The sequence below is a fragment of the Nocardioides pinisoli genome, from assembly GCF_024199985.1.
GTDB lineage: Bacteria > Actinomycetota > Actinomycetes > Propionibacteriales > Nocardioidaceae > Nocardioides > Nocardioides pinisoli.
In genome coordinates this window covers 352713-368176 of the sequence record NZ_JANARS010000005.1, presented here as the reverse complement: position 1 = coordinate 368176, position 15464 = coordinate 352713, and the positions used below count along the sequence as shown (strand labels likewise).

The 15464-nt window shown below is 73.1% G+C and carries 14 protein-coding genes; 6 read left to right on the top strand and 8 right to left on the bottom strand.

Going from position 1 to position 15464, the window contains the following annotated elements; translation table 11 throughout:
- The first annotated feature begins 25 nt into the window (after positions 1 to 25).
- Positions 26 to 1318, top strand: a complete 1293-nt coding sequence (locus NCI01_RS13570; protein WP_254182105.1) for a glutaminase — start codon at positions 26 to 28, stop codon at positions 1316 to 1318.
- Positions 1319 to 1374: 56 nt separating this feature from the next.
- Here the strand turns inward: NCI01_RS13570 and NCI01_RS13565 are convergent, their stop codons facing one another.
- Genes NCI01_RS13565 through NCI01_RS13555 form a run of 3 tightly spaced genes read right to left on the bottom strand, consistent with a single transcriptional unit; the run spans position 1375 to position 3295 of the window.
- Positions 1375 to 2070: a hypothetical protein gene (locus NCI01_RS13565; RefSeq protein WP_254182016.1), complete on the bottom strand. Its 696-nt coding sequence runs from the start codon at positions 2068 to 2070 to the stop codon at positions 1375 to 1377.
- Positions 2067 to 2564 carry a hypothetical protein gene (locus NCI01_RS13560; protein ID WP_254182015.1) on the bottom strand — a complete coding sequence of 166 codons (498 nt, stop codon included), beginning with the start codon at positions 2562 to 2564 and terminating at the stop codon, positions 2067 to 2069. Before NCI01_RS13560 ends, NCI01_RS13565 begins: the two co-directional genes overlap by 4 nt.
- Positions 2565 to 2590: 26 nt before the next feature.
- Complete coding sequence (locus tag NCI01_RS13555; protein WP_254182014.1) at positions 2591 to 3295, bottom strand: hemerythrin domain-containing protein; 705 nt, start codon at positions 3293 to 3295, stop codon at positions 2591 to 2593.
- Positions 3296 to 3436: 141 nt separating this feature from the next.
- On the opposite strand from NCI01_RS13555, the gene NCI01_RS13550 reads away from it, so the two are divergent.
- The 3 genes from NCI01_RS13550 (at position 3437) to NCI01_RS13540 (ending at position 9756) form a co-directional block, all read left to right on the top strand.
- On the top strand, positions 3437 to 5578 hold the full coding sequence (locus NCI01_RS13550; protein ID WP_254182013.1) for an MMPL family transporter: 2142 nt from the start codon (positions 3437 to 3439) through the stop codon (positions 5576 to 5578).
- 19 nt (positions 5579 to 5597) lie between these two features.
- The gene (locus tag NCI01_RS13545) at positions 5598 to 8990 is read left to right on the top strand and encodes an ATP-binding protein (protein ID WP_254182012.1); all 3393 of its coding nucleotides are present in this window, start codon (positions 5598 to 5600) and stop codon (positions 8988 to 8990) included.
- Positions 8991 to 9111: 121 nt separating this feature from the next.
- Entirely contained in the window at positions 9112 to 9756 is a 645-nt protein-coding gene (locus NCI01_RS13540; protein WP_254182011.1) for a dihydrofolate reductase family protein, read from the top strand.
- Between the two features lie 82 nt (positions 9757 to 9838).
- On the opposite strand, the gene NCI01_RS13535 is transcribed toward NCI01_RS13540, so the two are convergent.
- The 3 genes from NCI01_RS13535 to NCI01_RS13525 all read right to left on the bottom strand — a co-directional run bounded on the left by NCI01_RS13535 (position 9839) and on the right by NCI01_RS13525 (position 12834).
- On the bottom strand, positions 9839 to 11233 hold the full coding sequence (locus NCI01_RS13535) for a M28 family peptidase (protein WP_254182010.1): 1395 nt from the start codon (positions 11231 to 11233) through the stop codon (positions 9839 to 9841).
- Between the two features lie 240 nt (positions 11234 to 11473).
- Positions 11474 to 12187, bottom strand: coding sequence for a TetR/AcrR family transcriptional regulator (locus tag NCI01_RS13530; RefSeq protein ID WP_254182009.1), 714 nt, complete (start codon positions 12185 to 12187; stop codon positions 11474 to 11476).
- Positions 12145 to 12834: a hemerythrin domain-containing protein gene (locus NCI01_RS13525; protein ID WP_254182008.1), complete on the bottom strand. Its 690-nt coding sequence runs from the start codon at positions 12832 to 12834 to the stop codon at positions 12145 to 12147. The genes NCI01_RS13530 and NCI01_RS13525 overlap by 43 nt, the downstream gene beginning before the upstream one ends.
- A 164-nt stretch (positions 12835 to 12998) precedes the next feature.
- On the opposite strand from NCI01_RS13525, the gene NCI01_RS13520 reads away from it, so the two are divergent.
- Positions 12999 to 13913, top strand: a complete 915-nt coding sequence (locus NCI01_RS13520; RefSeq protein ID WP_254182007.1) for an alpha/beta fold hydrolase — start codon at positions 12999 to 13001, stop codon at positions 13911 to 13913.
- Positions 13914 to 13957: 44 nt separating this feature from the next.
- Here the strand turns inward: NCI01_RS13520 and NCI01_RS13515 are convergent, their stop codons facing one another.
- Positions 13958 to 14560: a GNAT family N-acetyltransferase gene (locus NCI01_RS13515; RefSeq protein ID WP_254182006.1), complete on the bottom strand. Its 603-nt coding sequence runs from the start codon at positions 14558 to 14560 to the stop codon at positions 13958 to 13960.
- Positions 14557 to 14973: a VOC family protein gene (locus NCI01_RS13510; protein WP_254182005.1), complete on the bottom strand. Its 417-nt coding sequence runs from the start codon at positions 14971 to 14973 to the stop codon at positions 14557 to 14559. Before NCI01_RS13510 ends, NCI01_RS13515 begins: the two co-directional genes overlap by 4 nt.
- A gap of 31 nt (positions 14974 to 15004) precedes the next feature.
- Here NCI01_RS13510 and NCI01_RS13505 point away from each other — a divergent pair, with 31 nt between their 5' ends.
- Positions 15005 to 15403: a YccF domain-containing protein gene (locus NCI01_RS13505; RefSeq protein WP_254182004.1), complete on the top strand. Its 399-nt coding sequence runs from the start codon at positions 15005 to 15007 to the stop codon at positions 15401 to 15403.
- The last annotated feature ends 61 nt before the right edge of the window (positions 15404 to 15464 follow it).

The window sequence follows — 15464 nt, the reverse complement described above, 5'->3', positions numbered from 1 at the left end:
GAGGAGGGGACGGGTCGTGAGGTCGATGATCCCCGACTACCTGGCCGAGGCACTCGGTGACGTCGCCTCCGACACCTCGGGTGCGCCGGCGGACTACATCCCCGAGCTCGCGACGGCCGACCCGGACCTCCTGGGCGCGGCGTTCGCCACGGTCGACGGCGAGGTCTACGGTGCCGGAGACCTCGACGTGGAGCTCACGATCCAGTCGATCTCGAAGCCGTTCGTCTATGCCCTGGCCCTGGCCGACCGAGGCTTCGACGCCGTGCTGGCCAAGGTCGGCGTCGAGCCCTCGGGGGAGGCGTTCAACGAGATCTCCCTCGAGAGGGGGTCAGGCCGCCCGCTCAACCCCATGATCAACGCCGGTGCGATCACGACCCACTCGCTCGCCGGGTCCCAGGAGCTCGACGCGGGCGCGCGCCTCGAACGCGTGGTGGCGGGACTCTCGGCGTTCGCCGGACGCCGACTGGAGATCGACGACGGCGTGTGCGCCTCCGAGCTCGAGAACGCGCACCGCAACCTCGCGATCGCGCACATGCTGCGCAGCCACGGGATCCTCGACGAGGATCCGACCGCGGCCGTGGCCGGCTACACCCGCCAGTGCTCGCTGCTCGTCACCGTTCGCGACCTGGCCCTGATGGCGGCGACCCTGGCCAACCGCGGGGTCAATCCGCGGACGGGCGAGCGCGTCGTGCCCGAGCGCGCGGTCCGGCAGGTGCTGAGCGTCATGAGCACGTGCGGCATGTACGACGCCGCGGGCGACTGGGCCACCCAGGTCGGCATCCCGGCGAAGAGCGGCGTCGCCGGCGGCTTGATCGGCGCCCTTCCGGGCCAGATCGGCATCGCGACCTACTCGCCTCGGCTGGACAGCCACGGGACAAGCGTGCGCGGGGTGTCCTTGTTCGAACGGTTCTCCTCCGACATGGGCATGCACCTGATGGAGGTCCCGCCCGCCGCACGGTCCGCCGTACGGTCGAACCACGTCGTCGGCACCGGCGCGAGCGCCATCAGGGTCCTCCAGCTGCAGGGCGAGATCCGTTTCGCGGGCGCCGAGCGGGTGGTCAGGGAGGCCGTGAGCACCGTGCCCGCTGAGGCGGGGATGGCGATCGACCTCACGATGGTCCACTCGCTCGACGACGTGGCGCGACGCATGCTGCGCGAGGTCGCGCGCCGAGTCACCCTCGATGGTCACGAGGTCGTCGTCGTCGACCCGGAGTCGGTGCTCCCCGACCCGGGCGAGGGAGGCGGGGTCACCGTCGTCGACAGCCTCGCGTGCCTCGGACAGCAGGAGGGCGACGAACGACGACAGCGGCCACGCTGAGACTCGATCGGCGTCGGGGCCGGCTGCGGCACGCCGTCCCCGCCCGCCGAGCGTCGCTACACCGGCCGGACGATCGTGCTCCTGCTGAAGTAGAGACCCAGACCGGTCATGGCCAGCCATGTCGGGCCGAGCAGGGCGGGCACGCCGGGCACGCCGAGCCCCGCGACCATGACCGTCGTCTGGAGGACCGGCAGCAGCGCGAGGACGCCGAGCCACCGGGGCACGGCGCGCTCGCGCAGTCCCAGCACAGCGACGGCGCCGGCCGCGACGACGACCCCCAGCCACCCGATCCAGGCGCCGAAGTCGTTGAGCACGTAGTAGACGTAGAGGCCCGCGTCGTCGAAGGCCGTGGGCTCGAACGAGCCCGGCAGGTAGTTGCCGAGGGCTCCCTTCCAGCCGTAGCCGTAGGCGAGTCCCGCGGCTGACGAGACCAGGCCCAGGGGGACGAGGTGGGCGGCCGTCGAGTCCGGGAGGAGCGGCTCGACGCGCCGGCGCCAGGTGGCGGCGAGGACGAGCAGCAGGACCACGGTCAGGTAGCCGATGATCATGCTCAACCTGAACGTCAGCGGGTCGAGGTCGACGAACAGCTGGTGGTCGAGGCTCGCTCCCTCGTCACCCAGGGTGCGGCCGTCGAGGACCATCGTGGACACGAGGCCGGCGAGTCCGGCGGCTGCCGCGAGCAGCGGCCAGCGCTCGCGCCGCGTGCGTGGCGGGGCGCTCACGCCGGGTGTGGTGGGGTGCAGCTGGGTCATGACACGTTCTCCTCCGTGGGGTGGGCGGGTGTGGTGAGCGGGTGGCTGGACGGGACAGCGCGAGGTCGCGCGGCGAGCTGGGCGGTGCGGGCGGCGGCCAGGACGCCGACCACTCCGGTGACGGCGAGCAGGAAGGCCTGGTAGGCCCCCATCCCGGGCTCGAGCCCGGCGTGGCCCAGGCCGCCGTCGAAGAAGCCGGAGGCGAGGCTCACCAGGCACGCCACGGCCAGCAGGCCGGACGGGACGGCCGCCCTGCGGCTCCGGCCGCGGACGGCGGCCACGGTCAGCACGACCTGGCCGACGATCATCGGCAGCGGCGCGGCGAGCAGGGCGTGCGAGCCCCACGCGTCGTCCCACGTGTTGACCCCGGCCAGGCCGGCCCACAGGCCGCCGACCAGGTCCACGACGAGCAGGGCGGCCAGCGACGCGGCCAGCAGCCGAGGCACCGCCTGCGGCGGTGTGGAGTGGATGGGGTGGGGGGCGTGCGCGGTCATCGGTGTCCCTTCCGTGGAGAGGTCGCTCATGAGCCGAGACGGACGAACGCGCGCCGCTCGGCGCGGGCGTACCACGGCCGACACAGCCGCAGCAGGAGCTGGTAGCCGGGGCCGGCGTCGCCCAGGGTCTGGTCGACGACGTCCGAGGGCACGCCGTCGGCGACCCACGGCACGAGGAAGGCCAGGGTGCGCAAGGGGTAGGCCCGCTCCGCGGCCGCCTCGGTCGCAGCGAAGTCCTCGACGGTCAGCGTGCGCTGCAGCAGGGGCAGGGCCTCGGTCTCCTCGTGCCGCAGGTGCTCCAGCAGGAGGGTGCGCGTGGTCGAGACGTGGACGTCGAGCGCCTTGCGCCGGTCCTCCGAGGGCGACTCGACGAGCGCGGTGAAACCACGGCCGCACGACTCGAGCGCCGGGTCGACGAGCTCGTGCTCGTCCTCCATCGCCTGCAGCACCTCGAGTCCTCCGGGCTCGGAGCGCTCCTCGACCCGGCGCCGGACGAGGGGCCAGATGTGGTCGTCCTCGACGGTGTGGTGGTGGTGCAGGATCCCGGCGAACCGCCCCCAGCGCCGGGCGAGCGCCCGCCAGGTGTCGTGGTCCTCGACGGGTGTCAGCCGGACCGCGTCGCGGAAGCGGTCGAGGTCGCGGCGGAACGCGTGGTGGATGAGGTACATGCCGGACTGGTCGTGCGGTCCTTCGGCCACGTGGGCCTGACCGGGAAGGCAGATCTGGTGCATGAGCCGAGCCTCGGACCCGGCCCTTGTGCCCGGCCTGTGCGCGGCTTGTGACGGGCGCGGACCTCGCCACAAGCGCTGCGCAAGCCGTGGCCCGCAGGCTCGGCGCACCGACCCGTCCACCACTCGTACAAGGACATTGAGATGAACAGGATCCTCGGCCCGATGGCCCGCCTCAGCGCCGCCCATCCGTGGCGCACCCTCCTGCTGTGGCTCGTGGGCGCAGCAGCCGCGTTCTCCCTGGCCGCCGCCGTCGGCGGCCCGGCCCAGGAGGACTGGGACGCTCCCGGCACCCCCGCCCAGCGAGGCGTCGACCTCCTGCGCGAGCACCTCCCCGAGGCCGGCAACGCCAGCGCCCAGGTGGTGGTCCACGACCGGGGGCAGGCGCCGGTGCCCGGGAGGGAGGTGGCCGCCCTCGCCACCCGCCTGGCCGCGATGCCCCACGTGCTGGCCGTGGACCCTCCACGCGTCTCGGCGGACGGGGCCACCGTGCTGCTCACCGTGAGGTACGACGTGCCCGTCACGCACCGCGACCTGATGGGCCACGCGGAGCCGCTCGAGGACGCGGTCGCCGCGACCCGGGCCACCGGCCTCCAGGCGGCGCTCGGCGGCGAGCTGCCCGCCACCGCCCAGGCGGAGGTGAAGGGCACCGGCGAGATGATCGGCATCCTCGGAGCCCTCGTGATCCTGCTGCTGATGTTCGGCTCCGTGGTCGCCGCGGGCCTGCCGGTCCTGGTCGCCGTGGCCGGGCTCGCGGTCGGCGGCGCCGGCATCACGGTGCTGTGCGGTCTCATGTCGGTGAGCCCGAGCGCGCCGATGGTCGCCTCCATGGTGGGTCTGGGCGTCGGCATCGACTACGCCCTGCTGCTGCTCACCCGCACGCGCTACCACCTCGCCGCCGGCCTGGGCGTCGTCGACGCCGTCGAGCGGGCCGCGGTCACGGCCGGGCGCTCGGTGGTGCTCGCGGGCGCGACGGTGCTGGTCTCGCTGCTCGGCCTGCGCCTGGCCGGCCTGGCGACGTACTCCGCCTTCGGCCTCGCCACCGCGCTCACCGTGCTGGCGGTCGTGGTCAGCACCCTCGTGCTGGTCCCCGCGCTGTGCGGCCTGCTGCACCGTCGCCTGCTGCCGCGGCGCGTACGACGCGGTGGTGTCACCCGCTCGAAGGGACCCAGCCGCTCCCAGCGGTGGGCCGAGCGGGTGGCCGCCCGACCCCTCGCGTGGGCGCTGGCCGCGGTGACCGTGATGCTGCTGCTGGCCGCCCCGGTGCTGGAGATGCGCACCTGGCCGCAGAGCGGCAGCGACGACCCCACGTCGGTGCAGGGGCGCCAGGCCTACGACCTGCTGAGCGAGGCGTTCGGTCCCGGCGCGCCCACGCCGTACGTCGTGGTCGCCGACCGCTCCCGGCTCGGGGACGCGGAGGTCGCCGACCTGGTGGCGGACCTGCGGGCGCGCGACGACCTGGTGGAGGTGAGCGACCCGGTGGTCTCGCCCGACGGCGGCGTGGCGGTGGTGGGCGCCGAGTCGACGTTCGCCGACAACGACGCCCGCACCCCTGACCAGGTGGCCTCGTTGCGCGAGCTGCTCCCCGACGGTGCGGAGCTCGCCGGCTCCAACGCACTCTTCGCGGACTTCTCGTCGGTCCTGGGGGAGAAGATCTGGCTGGTCATCGGCTTCGTGGTGTCGGTCTCGGCGCTGATGCTGATGTTGATGTTCCGCTCGCCCGTCGTCGCCCTGAAGGCGGTGGTGATGAACCTGCTGAGCGTCGGTGCGGCCTACGGCGTCGTCACGGCGACGTTCCAGTGGGGCTGGGGCCTCGAGCTGCTCGGGGTCGACCACACCCTGCCGATGTCGAGCTGGATGCCGATCCTGATGTTCGCCATCCTGTTCGGCCTCTCGATGGACTACGAGGTGTTCCTGCTCGCGGCGATCCGGGAGGACTACGAGCGCACCGGTGACGCCCGGGGGAGCGTGGCTCGCGGCCTGGCGGCCACCAGCGGCGTCATCACTGCGGCGGCCGCGATCATGGTGCTGGTCTTCCTCGGCTTCACCTCCGAGACGGCCACGCTGGTGAAGATGCTGGGCTTCGGGCTCGGGGTGGCGATCCTCCTGGACGCCACCGTCGTACGCCTCGTCCTGGTGCCCGCGACGATGACCCTGCTGGGCGAGCGGAACTGGTGGACGCCCGCGTGGCTCGACCGGCTGCTGCCCCGCCTCCAGGGGGAGGGTCCGACGGGCGCGGAGGAGGAGCCCGTCAAGGACGAGCGAGTTCCGCTCCTGGTCGAGTGAGCCGGTCTAGGGTGTGCCCGTGCGGATCTGTGTCCTGGGCGCAAGCCGGGTCATCGACCACGTGGGCGCGGAGGTCGAGCTCGGCTCGCGCAAGCCGCGGTCCATCGTCGCGGCCCTGGCGCTGACCCCGGGACGTCCGGTCTCGCTCGACACCCTGGCTGACCTGGTGTGGGGCGGCGAACCGCCCCGCACCGCAGCGGGGTCGCTGCACGCCTACCTCTCCGGCCTGCGCGCCGCCCTCGAGCCGGAGCGCCCGACCGGGGGAGCGGCCTCGGTGATCGAGACGACGGACCACGGCTACGTGCTGCGCACCCCTGCGGCGGACATCGACGCCCACGCATTCGCCGATCGCGTCGCTGCGGCCGGGCGCGTCCTGGCGCCGCTCGTGTCGCAGTTCGACGTCGGACCGACCGCTGCGTGGCCCGGGCGTGCGGACGTGGTCGAGGCGATCGACCGGCTCGACGACGTGCTCGCGACCTGGGCCGGGGAGCCGTACGCCGACCTGCCGGACCACCCCGAGGTGCTGGCCGCGCGATCCTCCCTCGAGCGGCTGCGCGCGGGCGCCGAGGAGGCCCGGCTGCTGGGCCTGCTGGCGGTCGGCGACCACGCCGGGGTGCTCGCGACCACCGAGTCGGCGACGGCCCGCAACCCGATGGACGAGGCGCTGTGGGCGACCCACGCCCTCGCCCTGCTGCGCGCCGGTCGACAGGTCGACGCCCTCGAGGCGCTGCGCAGCGTCCGGTCCACCCTGGTCGAGGAGCTCGGCATCGACCCCGGGGCGCGACTGCGGACGCTGGAGGCGGCTGTCCTGCGGCAGGCACCCGAGCTGGAGCAGACCCTGGCCGCCCCCGCCCCCGCCGCCGCCCCTGCCGCCCCCGCCGCGGCCGACGCCGGTGGCCCGTCGGCCGGTCCGGACGGCGGCCACCACCCCCTCGACCTCACGGTCGGCCGACAGGCCGAGCGTGCAGCGCTGTCCGCCGTGCTCACCCGCGCATCGGGCGGAGCCCTCTCCTGCGCCCAGGTGGTCGGCGAGCCAGGCATCGGCAAGACGCGGCTGGTCACGGACCTGGCGACCGAGGCGCGCGAGCGCGGGTTCGGGGTGGCCTGGGGGCGCTGCTCGCAGGACGACGGCGCGCCGCCGCTGTGGCCCTGGCGCGCGGTCCTCGAGGCACTGGGCGAGAGTGCGACGCCCGAGGACGCCCCGCTCGATCCGGAGGCCACGCCGGCGCAGGTGGCCTTCGACCGCTGGGACCGCATCGTTCGGCGGGTGCGCGCAGCGGCCGCGACCCGACCCCTCCTGCTGCTCATGGAGGACCTGCACTGGGCCGACGAGGCGACCCTGCGGACGCTGGCCCACCTGCTGTCGTCCACGCCGACGGAGTCGTCGATCTGCGTCGTGGGCACGCGGCGGGCCCATCCCGAACCGACCGGGGCGCTGGCGCTGGTCGGTGAGGCCCTCGCCAGCCGGCACGCGGCACGCGTCGAGCTCAGCGGTCTCGAGCGCGAGGGGACCTCGGCACTGCTGACCGGCGTGGCGGGACACCCGCTGCCCGAGGAGCTGCTCGACGCCTGGCACTACCGCTCGGGCGGCAACCCCTTCTTCCTCGTCGAGCTCGCCAGGCTCGGCGCCGACGACCCCGACCGGGTGCCGCCGACCGTGCGTGAGGTGGTGACCCGCCGGCTCTCCCTCCTGCCCGAGCGCGCCCGCGAGTCGCTGGTCACGGCGGCGGTCATCGGTCACCGGTTCCGCCCGGAGCTGGTCGCCGCCGCCAACGGCGACGAGCTCGACGACGTCGCCGACGACCTGGACGCCGCCCGGACGGCCGACCTGGTCGTGGACGAGGAGGACGGGAGGCTGGCGTTCGTCCATGCCCTCACCCGTGACGCGGTCTACCTCTCCGAGCCCGAGCACCGCAGGGCGCGCCGGCACGCGCGGGTGGCGCGGGCGCTCGAGTCCGACCCGGTCCTCCGCCGCCTGGTGCCGGACCCCGAGCTGACCGCCGAGCTGGCGCAGCACTGGCTCCGGTCGGGGCCCAGCAACGCCGACCGAGCCTGGCGGGCGGCGCGTGCTGCCGCCGCCCAGGCCCGCACGGTGTGGGCCCACACCGAGGCGATGCACCTGCGGGCCGCCGCCGTGGAGGCCCATCGACGTGCGGCCGACGGGGTGGACACCGAGCGCTACGACCTCCTGCTGGAGCTCGCGACCGATGCGGCGTACGCGGCCCGGTGGGACCGGGTCGAGGAGGCCGCGAGCGAGGCCATCGCCCTCGGCCGCGCCCTCGGCTCGCCGGCCCTGGTGGGCACGGCGGCGAGCACCCTGACGCGCTACTGCGTCTGGCTTCCCCATGACCTCGAGGTGGTGTTGGAGGACGTCGTGGACGACCTCCGCTGGGCCCTCGCGAACGCTCCGGACGACGACCCCGCCACGCGCTGCCGCCTCCAGCTGTCACTTGCCGTCGAGCTCTACTACGTGCCCGAGTCGTCGGCCGAGCGCCGAGCGCTGGTCGAGACGGGCCTCGCGCTGGCGCGCCGCATCGACGACCCGGAGCTGACCTGGTGGGCGATGCGGACGGCGTGGCTGGCGAGCTGGGCGGCGCCGCACCTCGTGGAGCGGATGGGCTTGGCCGAGGAGGGACTCGTGGCCGCCCGCCGGGCCGACGACCCGGCAGCCGAGGCCGTGCTGCTCACCGCCCTGGCCATCGACGAGCTGGTGCTGGGCCGCGTCCGCGGATGGACCGAGCACAGCGAGGCCGCCAAGACGATCGCGCGGCGCGAGCGCCTGCCGTACGTCATGTTCACCCTGCACTGGGTGGAGATGACCCTGGCCGCGATGAGCGGGGACACCGACGCCGTCGCCGAGCACCAGGCCGGTCTGGCCACCACCTGGCGTGAGGTGGCACTGCCGATGGCCGAGGTCCACGCGCCCGCGGCCGCGATGATCGCCTCGCTCTGGGACGGCACGGTCGGTGGGACGATCGGCCCGATGCTCGCGTTGTTCGAGCAGTCGGGCATGGTCGACGCCCCGGTGCACCAGATGCTCGCGCGAGCCGGTCTCCTCGACGACCTGCGCCGGTTGCTGCCGGACTCGCGGGTGACCGTGGACGACCCGTCCCAGTGGTCACAGCTCGCCGACTGGTGCCAGGAGGTCGAGGCCGCGACCGCGGTGGGTGACGTCGACCTCGCCCGTCGGGGCCGTGCCGTGCTCGCGCCGTACGCCGATCGCATCGCCCTGGCCGGCGCGGCGGCCTGCTTCGGCCCGATCAGCGGCTACCTCGCCCTCGCGGCGGCCACGCTCGGGGACACCGAGGACGCGCGGCACTACGCCACCGCGGCCCACGCCACGGCGATGGAGTGGGGCTGGCACGCCTACGCGCAGTGGCTCGACGAGGCACGCGAGCGGCTCGGTTTCTGATCGGCTGGGCTGGGAGCCGGGCCGCCCGGTCGTCGCGGACGAGCAGTCCGTCCGCCGCGGGAGGTCACCGGTCTCGCTAGTGTCGAGGCCCGACGACTGCGTGCAACCAGAGGGGAATCTCGTGGGTCAACTCGTCCGAGTCCAGAACTTCAACGTCTCCCGGGACGGCTTCGGCACAGGGGAGGGGCAGAGCCTGGAGCGCCCCTTCGGGCACGCCGATCCGGCGACGATGTTCTCCTGGTCCGGTGCCACCGCGCACGCGCCCATGCGGACCGAGCCCGGCGGCACCTACGGCCTCGACGACTACTTCACGCGCGACTTCGCCCGCAACATCGGCGCGGAGATCATGGGCCGGAACAAGTTCGGCCCGCAGCGTGGGCCGTGGCGGGACCTCGACTGGGAGGGCTGGTGGGGGGAGGAGCCGCCGTTCCGCACGCCGGTGTTCGTGCTGACCCACCACCCGCGCCCGTCCATCGTCCGGGGGCAGACCACCTTCCACTTCGTGGACGCGTCGCCGGCCGACGCGCTGGCACGCGCGATGGAGGCCGCGGACGGGAAGGACGTACGCATCGGGGGCGGCGTCACGACGGTGCGTGAGTTCCTCGACGCCGACCTCATCGACACCATGCACGTCGCAGTGGCGCCGGTGGACCTCGAGCGTGGCGTGCGCCTGTGGGAGAGCCCGGACGAGCTCCTCGACCGGTTCCACCTCGAGCGGGTGCCGAGCCCCAGCGGGGTGGTCCACCACATCTTCTGGCGTCGGTGAGGCCCGACCGCCCGCGGCCCGAGGTCGTGGAGCCCGTGAGCCGTCTCCCGGTTCACGGGCGCCACGACGACCCTTGCTCGGGTCAGGAGACCTCGGGCTCGTGGTCGTGGTCGTGCAACCCGCCACCCTCGCCACCGGCGGAGCTGCCGCTGCGCGGCTCGACGGGGCCCGCGGGGTTGGTGAGCGCCCGCTTGGAGAAGTCCCACCGAGCGAAGGTGAGGAGGGTGTGCGCGGCGGCGTCACCCATCTCGTCGAGGGCCGCGTTGCTGTTGTTGGCGAAGGTGTCGCACGCCAGGTGGTAGCACGGGTCGTAGGCCTGGCCTGCGGTGCCGCCGAAGACGGCTGCCTGCGCGGCGGTCTTGATCCCCTCGGCGCCGGTGAACAGACCACCCGCAGGGATCCCCGCGGCGATGAAGGGTCCGTAGTCCGAGCGTCCGCTGAAGGGCGTCTCCGCACTGGCGATGCCGACCGCGCCGAAGTAGTCGTGGAACACCTTCTCGATCAGGCCCGACCCGTCGGGGCCTGCCGCGGCGCCCGGCCCGACCGGGAACCCGGAGTTGTCGCCGTCGTAGACGAACCGCACGTAGTTGGGCGAGCCGATCATGTCGAAGTTGAGGTTGAGGGCGATGTCGTCCTTCTGCTCCTGGCTCAGCTGCGAGACGTAGTACGCCGACCCCAGGAGCCCGAACTCCTCGGCGTTCCACCACGCGAAGCGGACCTTGTTGTGGACGTCACGCCCCTGGAGCGCCTCGGCCATGGCCAGGATGGCCGCCGAGCCGCTGCCGTTGTCGTTGATGCCGGGGCCTCGGGGCACGCTGTCGAGGTGCGCGCCGACGACGACCACCTCCTCCGGGTCACCGCCCGGGGTCTCCGCGATCACGTTGTAGGTGGTGCGCGTCTCGACCACCCGGTCGACCTTCAGCCGCGCGGTGCTGCCGGTGCTGCCGTTGGCGATCCCGTTGGCGAGGTCCTGGCCCACCGCCAGGGAGGCGCCCACGACCGGGAAGGTGCGGACCGGTGTCCCGAGCGTGCCGTTGACCACCGCGACGCGGCCTGCGTCGCCACCGTCGTTGAAGATCACCGAGCCGACGGCACCCGCTGCGGCCGCGTTGTCGGCCTTGGTCCCGAAGGGGCAGGTGCCGCGCTGCATGAGGGCGATGGCGCCCGCCGGGAAGCCCGCGAAGTCGGCGGCCTCGCAGCCGGAGGTGGTCAGGCCCGCAGCGGGCGCCTGCGGCAGGACGAGGTCGACCGCGATCACCGGAGCGGTGATGTCGCCGCTGCCCGACGACGTCATCGATGCGAAGTCGGTCCCGTCGACGTACGAGGTGGGGGACGGTGAGACCTGGTTGAGGACGGCGGGTGAGGCGTCGGCGTTGTACTCGAACTCGAACGGCTGCACGGTGACGTCGAGGCCGGCTGCTGCCGCCTTGGCCGCCACGTAGTCGACCGAGGCGCGGTTGGCCGGCGAGCCCCCCACGCGGTTCCCGGTGCCGCCCTCGTCGGAGAACCCCTGGAGGGCCGCCTGGTGCCGGCGGATGCGCTCGACCGAGACGGCCTTGCGGAAGCCTTGGGTGAAGGAGAGCGCGGACTGGCCGGTCTTGGTGCTGCTGTCTGCTGTTGCCGGCGTGCCTGTCAGGGCCAGGGCGGTCGCTGCGCCGGTTGGCAGGCAGGGCCGCGTCGACCTCCACCTCGACCTGCGAGTGCTTCTGGACCTAGCTCACCCGTCCCTCCCGGTCGACGGACCCGGGGGCGGCTCGGGAACATCTACCGCCAGTAGCCGACGCGTCGTCGTCGTCAACCATCGCTCGTAGTCGTCGACTCCTCGCCCTCCGACCTGGGTCAGCAGGCGGAAGACGTCGGCGCCCATGACCGCCCAGAGCCCGTCGAGCACCTCGTCGTCCACCGGTCGGCCGATCACCATCTCGACGCCCTCACGGATGTTCTCGCGCCGCCGGGTCTCCAGCTCGTGGAGCTTCGCCGCGAGCTGCGGCTCGCTCCCGGCCGCCTCGCTGAGCGCCTGTCGCAGCCCCCAGGTCCGCTCGTTGATCCCCGTGACCATCCGCACCGCCGCAGCGAGACGATCAGTGAGACTGCCGACCCCGAGCCCAGCGAACTCCGGGCGCTGGGACAGCGCCACGGGCTCGTCGTCGCCCACGACGCCGACGTCGATGGCGCTCAGCAGCAGGTCGGTCTTCGAGCCGAAGCTGCTGTAGACCGTCTCCACGGCGACGCCGGCGCCCTTGGCGACGTCGCGCATCCCGGTGGCGGACCAGCCGCGGTCGGCGAACAGCGACGTGGCGGCCTCGAGGACCAGGGCGCGCGTCCGCACTGCCTGCTGCCGGCGGTGCGCCGACCGGTAGGGCCGTCGTGCCGCTCCGGGAGCGGCGGTCACCGGGCCGGGTCCGCGACGGACGAGGGGTCGGGTGTCCATCGCTCGTCGGCCTGGCGCCGGTAGGCGCGCCCGAAACCGTGGATGAGGACGAACCGGAGCACCGCCGGCACCTTGTGCACCACGACGTCGTAGCCCTCTGCGTCGATCCCCTCGATGAGCCAGTGACCCTCCGTCGCGAGCTGCCGTGTCGTCTTCGGCTTGATGTTGTACTCCTGCTCGACCGCGTCCCACTCGCGGTTGGTGATGCTCGCAGCCACGACGGGCATGGCCTCGACCACCTCCCGGTCGAGGTGTGGCACGAGCACCGCGAGCAGGTCGTCGAGGGCCCCGATGAGCGCCACCCGGTCGGCATCGGCCGTCGTCGAGGCGTACGTCCGTGCCGCCGCGGCGGCCGCGTCGGCCGCCGGGGCGATCCGGGCGTGGTCGGCCTCCATCGAGGCGAGCAGCTCCGCCGCGGCGGGATTGCGTCGCAGCACGAGGGGCCACAGGCCCGCGTCCTCACTGCTGTGGTGGGCGTGCAGGAAGTCCAGCATCCAGAGCACGTGCCGGCCCAGCGCGATCCGCTGCCGGCCGCGGGGGGCCGGTTCGTCCTGCAGCACCTGTCGGACGTGCCGAAGGTCACGCTTCAGCGCTTCGTGGACGATGCCCATCATCCGTGTGTCCGCCGGGGTGTCGAGAGTGTCCATGTTGCTCGCCTCCGTCACCTACGGTGGACCAGGACTCAGTTCAATACAAGATTGTTCCACCGAAGTTTCCGTCGACGTTCGACCCAGAAGCTCCGCGCACCCGGGGCACGGTCCTCGCCGTGCGGCTACTGTGGGGTAACCAGCCTTTCGACGACGGAGGAGCGATGGTCCGCCTGGCTCCGCAGACGGTCGTGCTCCACGGCCATGACCTGTCCTACGTCGACACCGGCTCGGGGCCCGCGATCCTCTTCATCCACGGCATCCTCGGGTCGCAGCGACAGTGGTCCCACCTCGTCGACGAGCTCGACGAGGACCACCGCGTGGTGGTGCCCGACCTGTTCGGGCACGGCGACTCGGCCAAGCCGACGGGCGACTACTCCCTCGGCGCGCACGCCGCGACCCTGCGCGACCTGCTCGACCGCCTCGGCATCGAGCGGGTGACGCTCGTGGGCCACTCGCTCGGCGGTGGCATCGCCATGCAGTTCTACTACCTCTTCCCCGAGCGGGTGGACCGGCTCGTGCTCGTCGCGAGCGGCGGCCTCGGGCGGGAGGTCAACCTGGTGCTGCGCTCTGCCACCCTCCCGGGCGCGGAGCAGGTGCTCGGCGTGATCGCCTCCGGGCCCGTCCTGGAGCGGGTCGAGGCCCTGGGCCGCGGAGCGCAGAAGGTCGGCTGGAGGCCCGGCGCCGACATCGGTGCGATCTGGCGCGGCTTCACCTCGCTCGCCGACCGCGAGAGCCGGCGGGCGTTCCTCGCGACCACCCGGGCCGTCATCGACATCGGTGGTCAGAGCATCAGTGCCCACGACCACCTCGCCGGCGTGACGCCGCCGCCCACCCTGATCGTGTGGGGCTCGAGGGACCGGATGATCCCGGCCTGGCACGCGCTCAGCGCGCAGCGCGCGCTACCGGAGTGCCAGGTCGAGCTCTTCGAGGGCGCCGGCCACTTCCCCCACCTCGACGATCCCGACCGCTTCGCACAGGTGCTCCGCGACTTCATGTCCGGGGCCGCGGACGGCGCCGCAGGGGAGGGTCTGCCGACCCGCCTTGAGGGTGTGGAAGTCCCGGCGAACGAGGAGTAGATGTCGGGACAGGCCGACAGGGGGAACGGTCGAGGCCCCGCCGGTCATCGTTCATCCGATCGGTGGGGCCGCGGTGCGGGGGACCGGTGAGGGCTGACGCGCCACTCGTCCTCGAGCATCGCGAAAACTAGCTGGGTGGCCCACGCGCCCTTGAAGAGCACGTTGTCGACCAGGCGTGCCTCCTGCCGCATGCCGAGCCGAGCCAGCAGCCGGGCGGAGGCGGAGTTCTCCTCGATGCAGACGGCCGTGATGCGGTGGAAGCCGAGGGCGTCGAAACCGAGGCGCAGCATCGCGGTGGCGGCCTCGGTGGCGTAGCCCTGCCCCTGGTGGTCGCGGCCGAAGGCGAAACCGACCTCGCCCTGACCCTCGGAGGCCCACTTGAGCAGCACCTCGCCGATCACGGTGCCCGTCGAGCGCAGCTCGACGGCCAGCACGAGCCACTGGCCGTGGGCGAGGAGCTCGGTCTGGGTCAGCTTGACCTGCAACGTCTCCTCGGTCGCCGCGCGGTCGCGGACCGGCCACGGGACGTGGCGGACCACCTCGGGATCGGAGTGGAAGACGACGAGGTCGTCGAGGTCGTCCATCCGGTGCGGCCGCAGCAGCAGCCGGTCGGTCGTGATCGGCAGGACGACGTCGAGTCCGCTCACAGCGAGAAGTGACCGGGCGCGAGGCTGCGCAGCACGCAGAACTCGTTGCCCTCCGGGTCGGCGAGCACGGTCCACGACTCCTCGCCGCTCTGCCCGACGTCGGCCCGGGTCGCGCCCAGGGCGAGGATGCGCTCGACCTCCTCCTCGTGCGACGCGTCGACCGGCGAGACGTCGAAGTGCGAACGGTTCTTCACCGTCTTGGGCTCCTCGACCTTCGCGAGGAAGATCGTCGGGCAGACCGGGCCGGAACGCACGGCGTCCAGCAGCGCCTGGTCCTCGACCCGCTCGGGGCCGATCTCCACGAGGCCGGGCTCGTGGTGGACGACGACCCAGCCCAGCACGGCGCACCAGAAGTCCGCGAGCCGGTCGGGGTCGTGGCAGTCGAGGGAGATCTCGGTCAGTCGGGAGGCCATGCAGCGATCCAAGCACGGGCATACTCGTGACGTGCGCCTGCTCCTGAACGTCATCTGGCTGATCTTCGGCGGGTTCTGGTTGTTCCTCGGCTACCTGCTCGCGGGGGTGCTGCTCTGCATCCCGATCATCACGATCCCGTGGGCGATCGCGTCCTTCCGCATCGCGGTGTTCGCGCTGTGGCCCTTCGGCCGCACCGTCGTCGCGAAGCCGTCGGCCGGCGTGGGCTCGTTCCTGGGCAACGTGGTCTGGTTCGTCCTCGCCGGGTGGTGGCTGGCCCTGGCGCACGTCGTGTCCGCCGTGGCGCTCGCGATCACCATCATCGGCATCCCGCTCGCCCTGGCCGACCTCAAGCTCATCCCGATCTCGCTGGCGCCGCTCGGCAAGGACATCGTGCCCACCGACCGCGGCGAGTTCGACCGCTACCGCTGAGGGGCGACCCGAGGCCGTCGGCCTCTGACGACCGCGCACGTGCGGCGATCAGCGGCGTGCA

Excerpts from the sequence above, each read along its gene's own strand:
- NCI01_RS13570 (WP_254182105.1), top strand. The coding sequence starts at position 26 with ATGATCCCCGACTACCTGGCCGAGGCACTCGGTGACGTCGCCTCCGAC.
- NCI01_RS13565 (WP_254182016.1), bottom strand. The coding sequence starts at position 2,070 with ATGACCCAGCTGCACCCCACCACACCCGGCGTGAGCGCCCCGCCACGC.
- NCI01_RS13560 (WP_254182015.1), bottom strand. The coding sequence starts at position 2,564 with ATGACCGCGCACGCCCCCCACCCCATCCACTCCACACCGCCGCAGGCG.
- NCI01_RS13555 (WP_254182014.1), bottom strand. The coding sequence starts at position 3,295 with ATGCACCAGATCTGCCTTCCCGGTCAGGCCCACGTGGCCGAAGGACCG.
- NCI01_RS13550 (WP_254182013.1), top strand. The coding sequence starts at position 3,437 with ATGAACAGGATCCTCGGCCCGATGGCCCGCCTCAGCGCCGCCCATCCG.
- NCI01_RS13530 (WP_254182009.1), bottom strand. The coding sequence starts at position 12,187 with ATGGACACCCGACCCCTCGTCCGTCGCGGACCCGGCCCGGTGACCGCC.
- NCI01_RS13525 (WP_254182008.1), bottom strand. The coding sequence starts at position 12,834 with ATGGACACTCTCGACACCCCGGCGGACACACGGATGATGGGCATCGTC.
- NCI01_RS13520 (WP_254182007.1), top strand. The coding sequence starts at position 12,999 with ATGGTCCGCCTGGCTCCGCAGACGGTCGTGCTCCACGGCCATGACCTG.
- NCI01_RS13510 (WP_254182005.1), bottom strand. The coding sequence starts at position 14,973 with ATGGCCTCCCGACTGACCGAGATCTCCCTCGACTGCCACGACCCCGAC.